Genomic DNA, 16,266 nt, shown 5'->3' with positions numbered 1-16,266 from the left:
CGCTGAGAGATCCGGGAGAGCGCTCTCTTGACCGATGGGCCGTATGGGGTGACGATCTGCGCAACACGCCCGTAACACCCGATCTGGTCCTCGTGGCCCCTCGAGAACGGACGTTCATGCGCACAGTCACCACCCCCCGCCCGCCGAGCCGTCGGCGGCTGCTCTCGGCCCTGGCCGGCCTCGCCCTGCTGCCGGGCGCCGCGGCGGCGGCGGCCCCCGGCGGGCCGCCGGGAAAGCCCGAAGGCAAGCCCCCGGCCGGGCCAGTGGTCGGCAGGCCGGACACGGACCACGGCTGCGCGCGCATCGACAAGCGCCTGCCCACGCTGCCCGACTGGCCGGCCGTCAAGAGCGAGATCAAGCGCAACCCGGCCGACGAGAAGCGCGTCGCCAAGATAGTCGCGGGAATGACCCTGGCCGAGAAGGTCGGTCAGATGACCCAGCCGGAGATCTCCGCGATCACTCCGGAGGAGGTCGCACAGTACGGCATCGGCTCCGTGCTCAACGGCGGCGGGTCATGGCCGGGCCGCGACAAGCACGCCTCCCCGCAGGACTGGCTCGCCCTCGCCGACGCGTACTGGCAGGCGTCGGTGAACACCAGGACCAAGATCCCGGTCATCTGGGGCATCGACGCCGTCCACGGCAACAACAACGTCTTCGGCGCGACGCTCTTCCCGCACAACATCGGCCTCGGCGCCGCCCACGATCCCTGCCTGCTGCGCGACATCGGCGCCGCCACCGCCGCGCAGATCCGCGCGACCGGCCAGGACTGGGCCTTCGCGCCCACCCTCGCCGTCGTGCGGGACGACCGCTGGGGCCGCACGTACGAGGGCTACTCGGAGGACCCGCGCATCACCCGCGCGTACGGCTACGAGGTCGTCCGCGGCCTGCAGGACGGCGGCTCCCACAGGCTGGGCGATCGGGGCGTGATCGCCACGGCCAAGCACTTCATCGGCGACGGCGGCACGCTCAACGGGCAGGACCAGGGGGTCGACCCCTCGTCCGAGGCCGACATGATCAACATCCACGGCCAGGGCTACTACGGCGCGCTCGCCGCCGGGGCGCAGACCGTCATGGCGTCCTTCAACAGCTGGACCAACGAGGACCTCGGCATCACCGAGGGCAAGGTGCACGGCAGCAGGAAACTGCTCACCGAGGTGCTCAAGCAGAAGATGGGCTTCGACGGCGTCGTCGTCTCCGACTGGAACGGCATCGGCCAGGTCGCCGGGTGCACGAACTCGAACTGCGCCCGGGCGATCAACGCCGGCCTCGACGTGGTGATGGTGCCCAATGACTGGAAGGCGTTCATCTCCACCACGATCGCCCAGGTCGAGGCGGGGGAGATCCCGATGTCCCGGATCGACGACGCCGTGACGCGCATCCTGCGGGTGAAGCTGCGGGCGGGCCTGTTCGACGCGCGCAAGCCCTCCGCGCGCCCCGGTGCGGGCTCCGCGAAGGCCCTGCAGGCGCGGGCGCTGGCCAGGAAGGCGGTGCGGGAGTCGCAGGTCCTGCTGAAGAACAACCGCAAGGTCCTGCCGCTCTCCCCCCGATCCAAGGTGCTGGTGGTCGGCAAGAGCGCCGACAGCATGCAGAACCAGACCGGCGGCTGGACCCTGACCTGGCAGGGCACCGGCAACACGAACGCCGACTTCCCGAACGGCACGACGATCCTGGGCGGCCTGCGCGAGGTCCTCGGCACGGACAACGTGACCTTCAGTGAGAGCGCCGACGGGGTGGACCCGAGCCGGTACGACGCCGTGATCGCCGTGATCGGCGAGACGCCGTACGCCGAGGGCGTGGGCGACCTCGGGCGGCGCTCGTTGGAGGCCGCCGCGCTCTACCCCGGCGACCTCGCGGTGCTCGGCAAGGTCGCCGGCAAGGGCACGCCGGTCGTTACCGTCTACGTCACCGGCCGCCCGCTGCACGTGAACAAGGAGCTCAACCGGTCGGACGCGTTCGTGGTCGCCTGGCTTCCCGGCACCGAGGGCGGCGGCGTGGCCGACCTGCTGGTCAGGAGCCGCGACAGCGGCCCCGGCTACACCGGCACGCTGTCGTACTCGTGGCCGAGGAGCGCCTGCCAGTCGCCGCTCAATCCCTCCCCTCAGAAGCAGGGTGAGGAGGGCTACGACCCGCTCTTCCCCTCCGGCTACGGCCTGCGCTACGGGCAGACCGGGTCGGTCGGCACGCTCGACGAGACCTCGCCCGGGTCCGGCTGCTCCGGCACGGGCGGCGGCGGCACCGCGACCGAGGACCTGGAGGTCTACAACCGCCAGGACGTGGCGCCGTACAAGAGTTACATCGGCTCGGCCGAGAACTGGGGCGGCACGGAGATCGGCGTGGACGGCGAGGCGGCGCACTCGGAGATCGCCGTCGTCCCGTCGGACGTCGCCGTGCAGGGCGACGGGCTGAAGGCGACCTGGAACGGCGCCGGAGCGGCGCAGCTCTACATGCAGGACCCCGCGGGCGGCAGCGACCTGCGCGGCTACCTGAACGCCGGCGCGGCGCTGGTGTTCGACACGATCGTCCACCAGCCGCCGGCGGCCCGCACCGTGATCAGCGCGCACTGCGTCTACCCGTGCTTCGCGGAGGTCGTGGCGACGTCGCTCTTCCAGAACCTGCCCGCGGGCACGAAGGCGACCGTCAAGATCCCGGTGTCCTGCTTCTCGCCGAACCTGGACTTCGAGAACGTCAACACGCCGTTCCTCGTCTACACCGACGGCGCGTTCTCGGCGTCGTTCGCGAACGTCCGGTGGGTGCCGGGCGCGGCCGGGGACGCCGACGCCCGAAGCTGCGCGGACCTGACATAGTGGTACGTATGCGCCCCCTGAGGCCGTAAAGTCCAGGGGGCGCTTACGCTTTTCCCAGGCTGACCCCCTACCCTGACCGGATGTTCGTCGATGTTGTGGAAACGAACCGGACCGGTGTCAGGGAGGAGGCGTCACCCGCGCAGCCGCGGCCGCAGTCGCCGCGGCAGTCGTCGCGGCAGGGATGGCTGGACGCGTTGCGCGGCCTGGCCGCGCTCGTCGTGGTGTTCGAGCACTGCGTGGACGCGCTGTTTCCCGAGGTGCGCGCGGGCGCGAGCCAGTGGTTCAACTTCGGCCAGTACGGCGTGCTCGTGTTCTTCCTCGTCAGCGGCTACGTGGTGCCGGTCTCGCTGGAACGCCGCGGCAGCGTCGGCGGGTTCTGGATCAACCGGGTCTTCCGCCTGTATCCCCTGTGGTTGGTCGCCGCGGCGGCCGGGACGGTGTTCGGCGTCGAAGGCGTGTACGCCACGCTGCCGAGCCAGCTGGCCGACAGCCCGGGCATATCGGCCCTGGCGCACCTGACGATGCTGCAGGACCTTCTTCAGGTGGTCAGCGTCGTCAACGTGTTCTGGACGCTGTCGTACGAGATGGTCTTCTACCTGCTCGTGACGGCGATGTTCGTGGCGGGCGTGCACCGCGCCGGCACCACGGGCATGCTCGCCTTCGCCGCGGCGGCTCTCACCGTGGGTGGACTGCTGCCCGCGGGCGCGCTGTCGCGCGGCGCGGGCACCGCCCAGGTCGTGGTGGTCACGGCGGTCGTGTTGCTCGCGGCGGCCGCGTCGCTGGCATGCCGCGGGTGGCCGCGCGTGTGCGGCACCGCCGTCGCGGCCGTGCTGGCTCTGGTGCTGCTCGGCGCCAACAGCAGGATCGGTGCGTGGCAGAGCCTCGCCATCCTCGCGACGATGTTCGCCGGCACCGTGCTCTACCGGCTCGACCAGGGACAACTTCGCTGGAAGACGAGCGGATGGGCGCTGGCGTGCGTGCCGGTCGCCTCCATCGGCGCCGCGTGGGCGTTCGGCCCCGGCTGGGGCATGCCCGCCGACCAGGCGCTGGCGTTCACCTGGGGCTGGTCCACGGCCGTCGCCGCGGCCTGGGCCACCTTCCTGGCCGCCCGGCTGCTGCGGCGCCGGCCGATGCCCCGCGCCCTCGTGGGGCTCGGCCTGATCAGCTACTCCGTCTACCTGCTGCATCCCCTCGCCGTGCAGGTGCTCCGGCGGCTCACGACGGACCCGGGCCGCTTCTCCCTCGCCGAACGCCTGGCCATGGCCGTCCTGCTGCTCGCGGTGGTGCTCGCCTGCTCCGCGCTGACCTACCGGTTCGTCGAGCGCCCGGCCCAGTCCCTGGGCCGTCAGCTGTCCCGCAGGGCACGCCAGGGCGTGAGCCTTCCCGCGCCCAGCAGGACCGCCAGCAGCAGCACAGTGACCAGTGCGAACGAGGCGGGCAGCCCGGCCAGCGCGGCGATGCCGCCGATGGCGCTCGGCGCGACGAACCCCGACGCGTAGCTCACCGTGGCCGCGCCCGCGACGCCCTCGCTCGGTGAGGGCGCGGCGTTGCCCGCCGCCGCGAACACCAGCGGGATGACCACCGCGATCCCCACGCCGATCAGCATGAACCCCGCGATCGCCGGCACCGGGGCCCGGGAGAGCACGACGAGCAGTCCGCCGAGCGTCGCCAGCACCCCGCCGCCGCGCACGGTCGCCACCGGCCCCAGTCGCCGCACCACCGCGTCGCCGCACAACCGGCCCGCGGCCATCATGCAGGCGAAGGCCGTGTACGCCGCGGCGCCCACCGCCTGGGACGCGCCCGCGACCTGCCGGAGGTAGACCGCGCACCAGTCCTGGGCGGCCGCCTCACCGAACACCGAGCAGAAGCCCACCAGCCCGATGACCAGCACTCCGCGCGGCGGAAGCACGAAATGGGGCGGGGCCGGCTCGTCCGCGCCCGCCCGCACGTCGAGCAGCGACGGGCCCACGACCAGGGCCAGGAGGAACAGCACGACCGCCGTCCCGCCCAGATGGATCCGGGCGTCGAGGCCCGCGCTCGCCGCCAGCGTGCCCACCGCGCCGCCCGTGAGCGTCCCCACGCTCCACATGCCGTGCAGCCCGGACATGATCGAACGGCCGAGCCGCTGCTCGACCACCACCCCCTGGGCGTTCATCGCGACGTCGCCGATGCCGGCCACCGCGCCGTACAGCATGAGCGCCGCGCACAGCAGGGGCAGGTTCGGCGCCAGCGGGGGCAGGACGAGGACCAGGCACCACAGGCCGATCGAGACGCGGGTGACGGCCCGCCCGCCGAACCGGTGCGTGAGGCGCCCGGCGGTCGGCATCGCGAGGATGGAGCCGACGGCGGGCGCGAGCAGGGCGAGCCCGAGCTGGCCGGGCCCGGCCCCGACGTGGTCCTGGATCCAGGGGATGCGGGAGGCGAAGCCCCCGGTCACCGCCCCGTGCAGGGCGAAGGTGACCGACACCGCGAACCTGGCCCGCCTCAGCTCCCGAAGATCCATCATCACACGTTATGTCCTCGCGGGCCCTGTCACTCGCGGGCCATGTCCTCTCGGGCCATGTCAGCGGGGTGACCGCTGAGACGCGCTGGTCCCGGCCCTGTGGGATGATGTTCCAGCCCCCTCCAGCCCGACGCCGGGCCGACGCCGGGTCGCCTCCGGGTTGACGCCGGGCCGACGCCGGGTCGACGCCGGGCCGACGCGGTGGCCCCGACTCGCATGCGGACGGGCCCTCCGCGGCCCGCTGCGCGGTGGAACCCGCGGGAGCGCCGGGCCGCGTGCCGGGGGCTGCGTTCGGGGTAAGGGCGGAAAGACCATAGGGTCGTCCCGTGCACATTCGCCCCGCCACAGCCGGGACCAGGAGCAGGACCAGGAGCAGGACATGGTCGTGAACGAGATCGATGAAGGACCCGGATTCGCCGACCTGGCGCTGGGCCCCGAGCTCCTCAAGGCCCTGACCGGTCTCGGCTACGAGGAGCCCACGCCCATCCAGCGGGAGGCCATCCCGCCGTTGCTGGAGGGCCGCGACCTCCTCGGGCAGGCCGCGACCGGGACGGGCAAGACGGCCGCGTTCGCCCTGCCCATGCTCCAGCGGCTGCACGGCGGCCTCGACCGGGTGGACACGGAGGCCGGCGGTGAGCCCGGCGGGCTGGTGCTGGTGCCCACCCGCGAGCTGGCCGTGCAGGTGTCGGAGGCCATGCACCGCTACGGCCGCGACCTCGGCACGCGTGTGCTGCCCATCTACGGCGGCCAGCCGATCGGGCGGCAGCTGCGGGCGCTTGAGCGCGGCGTGGACGTCGTCGTCGCCACCCCGGGGCGGGCGCTCGACCACATCGGCAGGGGCACCCTGCCGCTCAAGGGCCTGCGCATGATCGTCCTGGACGAGGCCGACGAGATGCTCGACATGGGCTTCGCCGACGACATCGAGGCGATCCTCCAGGAGACCCCGGAGAACCGGCAGACCGTGCTGTTCTCCGCGACCATGCCGCCGCGCATCGACGGGATCGCCCGCCGCCACCTGCGCGAGCCGGTGCGGATCAGGATCGAGCGGGAGGCGCCCGCCGCCGGCGAGGCCCCGCTCATCCGCCAGAGCGCCTACATCGTGAGCCGGGCGTACAAGCCGGCCGCGCTGGGCCGGGTGCTCGACGTGGAGGCCCCCACCGCGGCGATCGTCTTCTGCCGCACCCGTGAGGAGGTCGACAGCCTCACCGAGACCATGAACGGCCGCGGCTACCGCGCCGAGGCGCTGCACGGCGGCATGGGCCAGGAGCAGCGCGACCGGGTCATGGGCCGACTGCGCAGCGGGACCGCCGACCTGCTCGTCGCGACCGACGTGGCCGCGCGCGGCCTCGACATCGAGCAGCTCACCCACGTCATCAACTACGACGTGCCGTCCGCGCCCGAGTCGTACGTGCACCGCATCGGCCGGGTGGGCCGGGCCGGGCGCGAAGGGGTGGCGATCACGCTCGCCGAACCGCGCGAGCACCGCATGCTCAAGACCATCGAGCGCGTCACCCGCAGCAAGATCGCGGTGGAGAAGGTGCCGACGGTCGCCGACCTGCGCGCCCGGCGGCTGGAGCTCACCAGGGCCGCCCTGCAGGAGAGCCTGATGGAGGACGGCGACCTCGACCGCTTCCGGGTGGTGGTCGAGACGCTCGCCGACGAGTTCGATCTGGTCGACATCGCGCTCGCGGCGGTCAAGCTCGCCCACGAGTCGACCGGCGCCGCCGCCGACGAGGAGGAGATCCCCGAGGTCACGCCGCGCACGCAGCGGCCCGAGCGCGGGCCGCGCGACGACAGGTTCGGCCGCGACGAGCGGCGCGGGCGGCGCGGAGGCGGCGCGATGAGCCGCGTCTTCGTCGGCGCGGGCCGCAGCGCGGGCGTGCGTCCCCAGGACATCGTCGGCGCGATCACCGGGGAGACCCGGGTCAGCGGGCGCGAGATCGGCGCGATCGAGATCGCCGACCGCTTCACCCTGGTCGAGATCCCGGACGGCGCCGTGGACGAGGTGGTCACGGCGCTGCGCCACACCACGATCAAGGGCAGGAAGCCGATCGTGCGCAGGGACCGCGACGACGCTCCCCGCGGCCGCCGCTGACCGTCCCCGGGCGGATCCCGCCCGGAGACGGTCAGCGGGTGCCCACGGCCCTTCCTGAACGGACGGCCGCGGCGGTCCTGCGCCGTGCCGCGCGCCAGCGGGCGAGCAGCAGCGCGAGCAGGCCCGCGAGGACGGCGACGGTCACGCCGGTGCCGAGCAGCGCCCCCAGTCGCTGGTCGCCCGCCCGGTCCGGCGCCCACGGCAGCCCGAGCGCCGCGTACCACTCGGGCGCCTGCGGCGGCTCCGCCAGCACCACCAGGCCGGTCCACACGCGTACGGCGATCGCCCCGGCGAGCATCCAGGCGCGGACCTGGGGCCGGATCGCGCGCGGGAGCGGGTCCACGCCGGCGGTCACCGCGAGGAACAGCACCGCGGTGACCGTCACCACCGTCTGCGCGGCCAGCCGCAGGGCGAGGCTGGGCTGGGCGTATCCGAACAGGCCGGTCAGGTACAGCGCCGCATACGGCAGCGCGTACAGGGCCAGCGCGGTCACCGGATGGGACAGCGCGCGGCCGGCGGGACCGCCGGCGGGATCCCCGTCCGGACGGGCCCGCCGCCACAACGTCACCGGGGCGCCGAAGACGAGCAGGAGGGGGCCCACGGCGCCGAGCAGCGCGTACTGCGCCGCGTGGGCCGAAAACAGCGCGGGCGCGTAGGCCGCCACACCTCCCGAGGTGGCGTAGGCGAGGACGGCCAGGCCGGCCAGCCAGGAGGCGGTCCGCCCGGCCGGCCACCCCTCGCCGCCCCCCGGAGCGCGCGACAGCCGCCGTACGCCGGACAGGTACGCGGCGAGGGCGGCGGCCAGCAGGAGCAGCGCGATCGGGTCGGGCCGCACCTCGGTGACGAGCGCGCCCGGGGAGAGGGGAGGCAGGGCGTATCCCAGCGCGTTGTGCTGGTGCATGGCGGTCGCGGTCTCCGCGGGCGGGGGCGTGCGTCCCAGCGCCACGGCCAGGCCCAGCGTGCCGGCCATCACCGCGATCTCGCCACAGGCGAGGCGGAGGAACGGCGCGCGGGCCCCGCCGGAGTCCATCGCCTCGATGGTCCTGCGCCGATGCCGCCAGCCGAACCAGCCGAGCACCGCCAGCGCGGCGATCTTGGCGAGCACGAGCAGGCCGTACCGCGACTGCCAGAGCAGGGGCAGGGAGCCGAGTCTGACCCAGGCGTTGAGTGCGCCGGACGCCCCGACGGCGGCGAAGCAGCCGAGCGCGAGGGTGCTGAAGCGGCGCACGGCGACGGCGAGCCCGGGCACGGCGCGCAGGTGCGCCACGAGGGCGTACAGGCCGCCGGTCCACAGGGCGACGGCCGCCACGTGCGCCATCAGGCTGAGGACGGCGAGGTTGTGGTCGGCGGCCGAGGCGGAGTGGCCCACGTACACCGGGGGTAGCACGGCGAGGAGCGCCACCGCGAGCAGCGTGAGCCGGAGCAGGGGGCCGTCCGGCAGGAGCGAGCCGGCGGCGACCGCCAGGGCCGCGAGCGTCACGGCCATGAATGCCTGACCCTGCGGGATGTGGAGGAGGAAGGCGGGCAGCGCGCCGGAGCGCAGCGCGCCGCCGGGGGGCAGCCCGAGGAAGTCCGAGAGCGTCAGCGCCTCGGTGACCGCCGCGCTGGCCGCCCAGCCGAGCGCCCAGGCCCCGGCCGCCCGCACGACGGCCCGGCCGCTCGCGGGGGCCAGCACGACGGCCGCCAGCAGGACACCGACCGTGGCGGCGGCGCAGACGTCGTGGACGAGGCGCACGACCGGCAGACCCCAGGTGGTCAGGGCGCCGGGGGAGGGCAGGCCCTGAATCGCCGGTTGCGGTCGGCCGCCCCCGAACCAAAGGGCGAGCGCCAGCACGGCGAACGCCGTCGCGGCGACGGCGGGGACGACCACGCCGCGGCGGCGCTGGGGAGATGTCATCGTCGGCGTTCCTCGGCTCGGCACCGTTGATCGTGTGCGAGTATGACCGAAAAGTCGTCATTGGGGGAGTCCCCTGCGACGGAATCGGCCCTCGGCGGCAGGGCGCGCTCACTCGCATCGAGGGGAAGAGCGGTGCAAGAGCCGGCCGAGTGGGTCAGCGCCGGCGTGCCGGCATGTTCTCCTTCCTCTTGTCGGGTGCGAGCCGCATGGGGGGAAGTCAGTGCGTTCGCGCTGTCTCACGGGGTCGGACGTGAGATGCCGCGCGGTCGCGGAGCGGTGAGGTCTCCCTCGATGGTTTCCGTGATTGTTAGCGTTAACAATTAAATGGCCGAGAGGTTCTCCTTCCGAAGGCAGCCCGAGGGGTGGTTGCAGCGGAGCACATACGATGCGGCGAGCGCTGTCAATAGCCCGGGTCCTGGCTGCATCAGGGGATTCCCGCACGCCGGTGCGCACAGCTCCTCCTACTGCGGGAACACGCTTCTTCTCGGCGGCAGACCACGCTGAAAGTTTCACCAGCCGGGGCGCGTGCGGGCGGCGCGAGTTCGTCGGACACCTGGTTTCGTCGGACAGCTGGGGTCGTGCGAGAGGTGCGCCGCGCGAAACGATTCGCTCAACGGTCTTGACACATCTCACGGTGGTTTCGACACTGATTTGGCGTTCGGCTTCTTCCTGCCTGGGTCGGTGATGAGCGGCAGGGGCTGACGGTGCCGTCGGTCGCGTCGCGTCCGGCGATCCGTCACGCAGTGAATCTCGCGGGTGTCTCCGGCTTCTTCCCTGTCATGCAGCCATGCCCCGCTCGACCTGGACGCGGGATCCGCCGGCCTCCTTCTCCGGAGAACGGCCGTGCCCGCGCCTGTCGAGGGCCCCCAACCAGAAGGAGAGACGAATGCGACTACGCGGTCCTGGCCGGCGTCAGTCCCCCGGCCACACCGTGGATGGCCGCTCCCCCCGCGTCCGGCGGTTACGGCGGCTGGTCGCCGCCGTACACCTCGCGATCGTGACGATGGTGCCGGCGGGGTGGGTGGTCGCGGACGGCGCCGCCGCCGCCACGACGAGAACGGCCGCCGCCGCGGCCGTGGCGACGGTGACGACTCCGCCGATGGGCTGGGCGTCGTGGAACACCTTCGCGGCGCAGATCAACTACAACGTGATCAAAGCCCAGGTGGACGCGATGGTGTCCTCGGGGATGAAGGACGCCGGCTACCAGTACGTCAACATCGACGAGGGCTGGTGGCAGGGAACGCGTGACTCGTCCGGCAACATCACGGTCGACACGGCGGAGTGGCCGGGCGGGATGAAGGCGATCGCCGACTACATCCACAGCAAGGGTCTCAAGGCGGGCATCTACACCGACGCCGGTCGGAACGGATGCGGCTACTACTATCCGACCGGCCGTCCGGCCGCGCCGAACACCGGCAGCGAGGGCCACTACGACCAGGACTTCCTGCAGTTCTCACAGTGGGGCTTCGACTTCGTGAAGGTCGACTGGTGCGGAGGGAATGCCGAGGGTCTCAACTCCCGCACCGCCTACCAGGCGATCAGCGACGCCATAGACCGGGCCACGGCACAGACCGGGCGGCCGATGGTGCTGTCGGTGTGCAACTGGGGTGTCCAGAGCCCCTGGGACTGGGCGCCGAGCATGTCCACCATGTGGCGGACCAGCGGCGACATCATCTACTGGGGGCAGACCGCGTCGATGGACCGGGTGCTGGCCAACTTCGACTCCGCCCAGCATCCCGCCGCCCAGAGCCCGGGGCACTACAACGACCCCGACATGCTCATCGTCGGGATGAACGGCTTCTCGGCCGCGCAGAACCGTACGCACATGGGCCTGTGGGCGATCGCGGGGGCGCCGTTGCTGGCGGGCAACAACCTCGCCACGATGAGCGCCGAGACCAGGGCGATCCTCACCAATCGGGAGGTGCTGGCGGTCGACCAGGATCCTCTCGGGAGGCAGGGGGTGAAGGTGGCCGAGGCCGTGAGCGGACGCCAGGTCTACTCCAAGGTGTTGTCGGGGACAGGCCGGCGCGCGGTGCTCCTGCTCAACCGGACCACGTCGGCCGCCTCCATCACCGCCCGCTGGTCCGACCTCGGCCTCGCCGGGCCGGCGACCGTACGGAACCTCTGGGCGGGGACCGACTCCGGGACGTTCGACGGCGGCTACACCATGACCGTGCCCGCCCGCGAAGCGGTCCTCCTCACCGTCACGGGGAGCGGCGCCACGCCGTCCCCCACGCCCACCCCCACCGGAACGAACGCGATCAAGGGAGTGCAGTCGGGCCGGTGCCTGGACGTCGCCGGCGTCTCCCAGGCCAACGGCGCCCTGGCGCAGATCTGGGACTGCAACGGGCAGAACAACCAGCAGTGGACGCCGACCTCCTCGGGTGAGCTGCGGGTCTACGGCAACAAGTGCCTCGACGTCAACGGTGCGAGCACCGCCGACGGCGCCAGCGTGCTCATCTGGGACTGCAACGGGCAGAACAACCAGAAATGGCGGTTCAACTCCGACGGCAGCATCACCGCCGTGGGCGCGAACAAGTGCCTGGACGCCTACAACAACGGCACCGCCAACGGCACCAAGGTCATCATCTGGACCTGCAACGGCCAATCCAACCAGCGCTGGACCCGCGCCTGACCGCTCCGCACATGCCCTTCGCCGGGACGGCGTGATCCGTCCCGGCGAAGGCCGTCGCGGCAGCGGCGGGCAGCGGCGGACTGCGGCGGACTGCGGCGGGCTGCGGCGCAGAGCGGCCTCTTCCCCGTGGCCGACGCGGTCGCGGCCCGTCTTCTCTGATCACGGGGGCGCTTTCTGTGGTCGCGGGGTGTTTTCTGTGGCCACGGGTGTTTTCGGTGGTCACGGCGCGTCTTCTGCGGTCGCCTGGAAGATCGGCGACGGACCGGCCGGGAACGCCCGGGTGTGAGACAATCCCGGCGTCATGCGCGCCACGCTCTCCTTCAGGCTCGCGCGGTCGGCCGCGTTCTCCGCCGTCTGCGTGCTGCTCGCCGTCGGCGCGCACCGGTTCGCGGGCGGAGGCGGGCCGACGCCCGCCGCGCTCCTCACAGGGGTGCTCACGGTGACGGCCGGCGCGGCCGTCGCGGCGGGCCGGGAACGGTCGCCCCAGGCGATCGTCGGCCTTCTGGCCGGTGCCCAGGTGTTCCTGCACCTTCTCCTCGACGCCACCGGGTCCGCCGCGGCGTCACACCCCACCTGGCACGGCGGCCTGAGCACGCAGACCGGCATGCTCACCGCCCACCTCACCGCGGCGACGCTCACCGGATTGTGGCTGGCACGCGGCGAGGAGGCCCTGTGGTCCGTGCTGCGCGCGATCAGCGCCAGGGTGGTCCGCTGCCTGCGGGCGGTGGCCGCGCTGGTGCGTGCGTTACCGGCGCTGCAGGGGTCCGATCTCGCGGGCACCGGACGGCCACGCCTGTGTCCGGTGCCGAACTCCGAGCGCATCCCGCACACCGCGGGGGTGCTGCGGCACGCGGTCGTCCGCCGCGGGCCACCGGTTCTCCGGGTCTTCTGAGCCTCACGCGCGAGCGGCGCGTACCTCCCTGCGGGACCTGCCTGTCCCCGCAGGGCCGTGCTCGCGCGCCTCCGTAATCTCGCAGACGACTGGAGAACCCCCATGACCTCGTATGTCCGTCGAGCGGCCACCGTCACCGCCGGTGCTCTCGCGCTCACCATCGGTCTCGCCGTGCCCGCCCTCGCCCACGTCACCGTCAACCCCGGCACCGCCGTGCAGGGCTCCTGGACGAAGATCGCCTTCCGGGTCCCCAACGAGCGCGACAGCGCTTCGACCACCAAGGTGGAGGTCGAGTTCCCCACCGACCACCCGTTGCCGTTCGTCTCGGTGCGCCCGGTCCCCGGCTGGGACGTCAAGCTCACCCGGGGCAAGCTGCCCAAGCCCGTCGTCTCCGACAGCGGCGACACGATCACCGAGTCGGTGCTGAAGATCACCTGGTCTGGCGGGAAGATCGAGTCCGGCCAGTTCCAGGAGTTCGAGGCGTCGGTGGGTCCGCTGCCGAAGAACGTGGACGCGCTCGAGTTCCCCACGGCGCAGACCTACTCCGACGGTGAGATCGTCAAGTGGGCGGACGCGCCGAAGGCCGACGGGTCCGAGCCCGAACACCCCGCGCCGGCGCTCAAGCTCGTCGCCGCCGAGGAGGGGGAGGACGACCAGCACGGCGCCGCCCCATCCTCGCCCGCCGCCGCTCCCACGGTGGCGGCCGCGGCGAGCGACGACGATCACGATGGCGGGGACACCACTCCGGCCCTGGTGCTCGGCGGTCTCGGTCTCGTCGCCGGCCTGGTCGGAGCCGGGGCGGGCATCACCGCCCTGCGCCGTTCCCGCGGCTAAGCCGCTCTACAGGGAGCTCGTTCCGGGTCACGCGACCCGGAACGGGCTCCCTCTTCTCTGGGCGTGCCTTGCGCGAGTTGCCCGGCCGGCGAAGCCCACGCCGACACCCACGTCAGCGTTGAGGTCCACGCCCGCGTCGGCGTCAGCCTTGAAGCCCGCGCCCACGCCCACGTCGGCGTCAGCCTTGAGGCCCGCGCCCACTCCAGACCAGGTCAGCGTCGGTGTCGAGGCCCACGTCCACGTCTGCGTTGAGGCCCGGCGGCGCCCACGTCAGCGCCGACGCCGACGCCGACGCCGACGCCGACGCCGACGTCGGCACGCTGCCTCCGAGAACGCCCTTCCATTCGGCCGGTGCCATCCCTTGCAAGTGGCTGTGACTCCACGTTTGTGCTGGTGGGGGGCTGGAGTCGATAGCGTGTTCGAGATAGGGTGAGGGCAGCCGTTACAGGTGAGCCTAGTGGGCGGGCCCTTGGTGGCCGTACGCCGTGTGTTGAGCCGAGTCTGTGTGAGGGAAGTCCCGGTCCGGGCGGCCGGGAGCCGTTCAGTCGCCTTCGTCTCCGCTCCCGGGGGTCCCGCACCGTGTCCGCGCCTTCATCCGCACCCGTGTCCGCTCCTGGATCCACGTCTGGATCCGGGCCTGGGTCCGCGCCCGTGTCCGCACCCGTGTCCGCTCCTGGATCCGCTCCTGTATCCGGGCCTGGGTCCGCGTCTGTGTCTGCGCCCGTGTCTGCGTCTGGGTGCGGGCCGGGTTTGTCGTCTGCTGGCGCGGGGTCGTCTTGGTGTGGGGTGGGTGGGGTGCCGGTGGCGATTCCCGCAGGGCTGGCGGTGATGCCGCCGGGGGCCGGGTTGGCCCGGATGCTGGCGGGGATCGATGTGGAGCGGGTGTCGGGGTTCGACACGGTGGAGGTGCTCAAGGCCGCCTACCGCCAGTCCTGTCACGAGCGGGCGCGTTTCCTGCACGCGCTGCTGGAGGTCGGACTGCGCGAGCAGTTCACCGGCGACAGCGTGGTCCGCCTGCACGTGCCCGATGAGTTCGCTCCCGATGAGGCGCGGGCGGCGCTGGTGTGGTCGCGCCGCCGGGCGGACTCGGCGTTCGATCTGGCGTGGAACCTGCACCGCCGGCTTGCGGTTCTCGGCGAGGCCATGCTGGCGGGAGAGCTGGACGAGCCGCGGGCGGCGGCCTTCATCCGCTGGACGGGCGGTTTGACCGACGCCCAGGCCGTCTGGGTCTGTGAGCGGCTGATCAGCCGCGCCCCGGCCTGGACGGTGGGACAGCTGATCGAGCATATCCAGCGTCTGGTGCTGGCCATCGACCCTGGTTGGGCGGAGAAGCGCTACCGGGAGGCGGTGCGCAGGCGCCGCGTGGTCGGGACGCGCACCGAGGAGGGCACCGCGACGGTCTCAGGGCTGGATCTGCCGCTTGATCGGGCGGTGGCCGGCTGCGAGCGCATCGACGAGCTGGCCCGTGCCTGCAAACGCGCGGGAGACCGCCGCCCCGTCGACCACATCCGTGCCGACCTCTTCCTCGGCAGCCTGGACGGCAGTTTTGAGAGCCTGTCCGACTCCGAGATCGTCACCCACGTCCGCACCCACCCCTTCCTGGACGCCACCCCCTCCGACGCCTCAGCCGACACCCCCGACACCGACACCGAGCCCGCCGCCACGGCCGGTGACACCGCCACAGACACCGCCACGGAGCCTGCCGCCGCGTCCGGTGACACGGCTACCAACACCACCGCCGGGCCCACCGCCGCGTCCGGCGACACAGCCGCCGACACCGCCACGGAGTCCGCCGCCGCGCCCAATGACACGTCCACGGAGCCCGCTGCCGAGCCCGACGCCAAGCCCGGCGGCGCGAGGAGCTCTGGAACCCGTAGTCAGACACGTCCTGAAGCCCTCAGCGGGACCGGCGGCTCGACCGGCACCGGAACCCACGGGCAGGCGCACGATGGAGATTTCACGCAGGATCGCCCCGACAGCCACACCGGCGACTACACCGCTCATGCCGGCGACCACGCCGACGATCCTGCCGGTGTCCCCGTCGGCCACCATGCAGGCAGGGCCGATGACACGAGCGACGGCGAGACCCGCGACCGCGACGAGAGCGCCCCGGCTGACACCAGCAACGGTCCTCCTCGACAGGAGGGCGTCGACGGCCACGCCGATGACCGCACCCGCGACATCGCCGACAAGACCGCCGACAAGGCCGTCGGCAAAGCCGCTGACAGGGCTGCCGACGAGGCCGTTGACAAGGCCATTGCCGAGGCCGTTGACGAGGCCGCCGACGACGGTGAGACCGCACTCGCTGACCCGCGTGCCGGTGGCGGGGACAGTGACGACAGCGCCAAGCCCAGCCCGGTGTCACCGCTCGCAGCAGACGCGTGGCCGACGCAGACCCGCCCGACGCAGGCGTGGCCGGTGCAGACGCGGCCGACGCAGACGCGGCCGGTGCAGGCATGGTCGGTGCGGGAGATACGGGTGGAGCTGACCACCCTGCTCGGCCTCGATGAGCACCCGGCCCATCTGCCCGGCTGGGGCATGGTCCACGCCGCTCAGGCCCGCCGGATCGTCGCCTCCATGCTCACCGGGCAATGGCGCTTTGCCGT

At 72.6% G+C, this 16,266-nt stretch carries 8 protein-coding genes and 1 pseudogene; 7 read left to right on the top strand and 2 right to left on the bottom strand.

The window, feature by feature from the left end:
* Nucleotides 1–116: 116 nt before the first annotated feature.
* Together ACGFIB_RS34035 and ACGFIB_RS34030 are read left to right on the top strand one after the other, a co-directional pair.
* A complete protein-coding gene (locus ACGFIB_RS34035) occupies nucleotides 117–2,804 on the top strand; it encodes a glycoside hydrolase family 3 N-terminal domain-containing protein (protein ID WP_393377398.1) in 2,688 nt (895 codons plus the stop codon).
* 80 nt (nucleotides 2,805–2,884) lie between these two features.
* Nucleotides 2,885–4,102 (top strand): annotated as a pseudogene (locus ACGFIB_RS34030) (acyltransferase family protein); the annotation flags it as partial.
* A 47-nt stretch (nucleotides 4,103–4,149) separates the two neighbouring features.
* Here the strand turns inward: ACGFIB_RS34030 and ACGFIB_RS34025 are convergent.
* Nucleotides 4,150–5,307, bottom strand: coding sequence for an MFS transporter (locus ACGFIB_RS34025; RefSeq protein ID WP_393377396.1), 1,158 nt, complete (start codon nucleotides 5,305–5,307; stop codon nucleotides 4,150–4,152).
* A 379-nt stretch (nucleotides 5,308–5,686) separates the two neighbouring features.
* Between ACGFIB_RS34025 and ACGFIB_RS34020 the strand changes: the two genes are divergently transcribed.
* Nucleotides 5,687–7,402 (top strand): DEAD/DEAH box helicase, encoded by a 1,716-nt coding sequence (locus tag ACGFIB_RS34020; RefSeq protein ID WP_357266394.1) that lies wholly within the window; start codon nucleotides 5,687–5,689, stop codon nucleotides 7,400–7,402.
* Between the two features lie 31 nt (nucleotides 7,403–7,433).
* Here ACGFIB_RS34020 and ACGFIB_RS34015 read toward each other — a convergent pair whose 3' ends face one another.
* Complete coding sequence (locus tag ACGFIB_RS34015; protein WP_393377395.1) at nucleotides 7,434–9,299, bottom strand: cytochrome c oxidase assembly protein; 1,866 nt, start codon at nucleotides 9,297–9,299, stop codon at nucleotides 7,434–7,436.
* A gap of 886 nt (nucleotides 9,300–10,185) precedes the next feature.
* Here ACGFIB_RS34015 and ACGFIB_RS34010 point away from each other — a divergent pair.
* The 4 genes from ACGFIB_RS34010 to ACGFIB_RS33995 all read left to right on the top strand — a co-directional run.
* A complete protein-coding gene (locus ACGFIB_RS34010) occupies nucleotides 10,186–11,934 on the top strand; it encodes a glycoside hydrolase family 27 protein (RefSeq protein WP_393377393.1) in 1,749 nt (582 codons plus the stop codon).
* 301 nt (nucleotides 11,935–12,235) lie between these two features.
* Nucleotides 12,236–12,826, top strand: a complete 591-nt coding sequence (locus ACGFIB_RS34005; RefSeq protein WP_393377390.1) for an MFS transporter — start codon at nucleotides 12,236–12,238, stop codon at nucleotides 12,824–12,826.
* A gap of 102 nt (nucleotides 12,827–12,928) precedes the next feature.
* Nucleotides 12,929–13,660, top strand: coding sequence for a YcnI family copper-binding membrane protein (locus ACGFIB_RS34000; protein ID WP_357249115.1), 732 nt, complete (start codon nucleotides 12,929–12,931; stop codon nucleotides 13,658–13,660).
* Nucleotides 13,661–14,461: 801 nt separating this feature from the next.
* Nucleotides 14,462–16,266 (top strand): DUF222 domain-containing protein (locus ACGFIB_RS33995; RefSeq protein ID WP_393377387.1); only part of this gene is annotated, 1,805 nt, incomplete at its 3' end.

The sequence above is a fragment of the Microbispora bryophytorum genome, from assembly GCF_043197435.1.
GTDB classification, from domain to species: domain Bacteria; phylum Actinomycetota; class Actinomycetes; order Streptosporangiales; family Streptosporangiaceae; genus Microbispora; species Microbispora bryophytorum.
The sequence above is the reverse complement of the archived record's forward strand: the minus strand, read 5'-3'. Positions and strand labels throughout refer to the sequence as shown.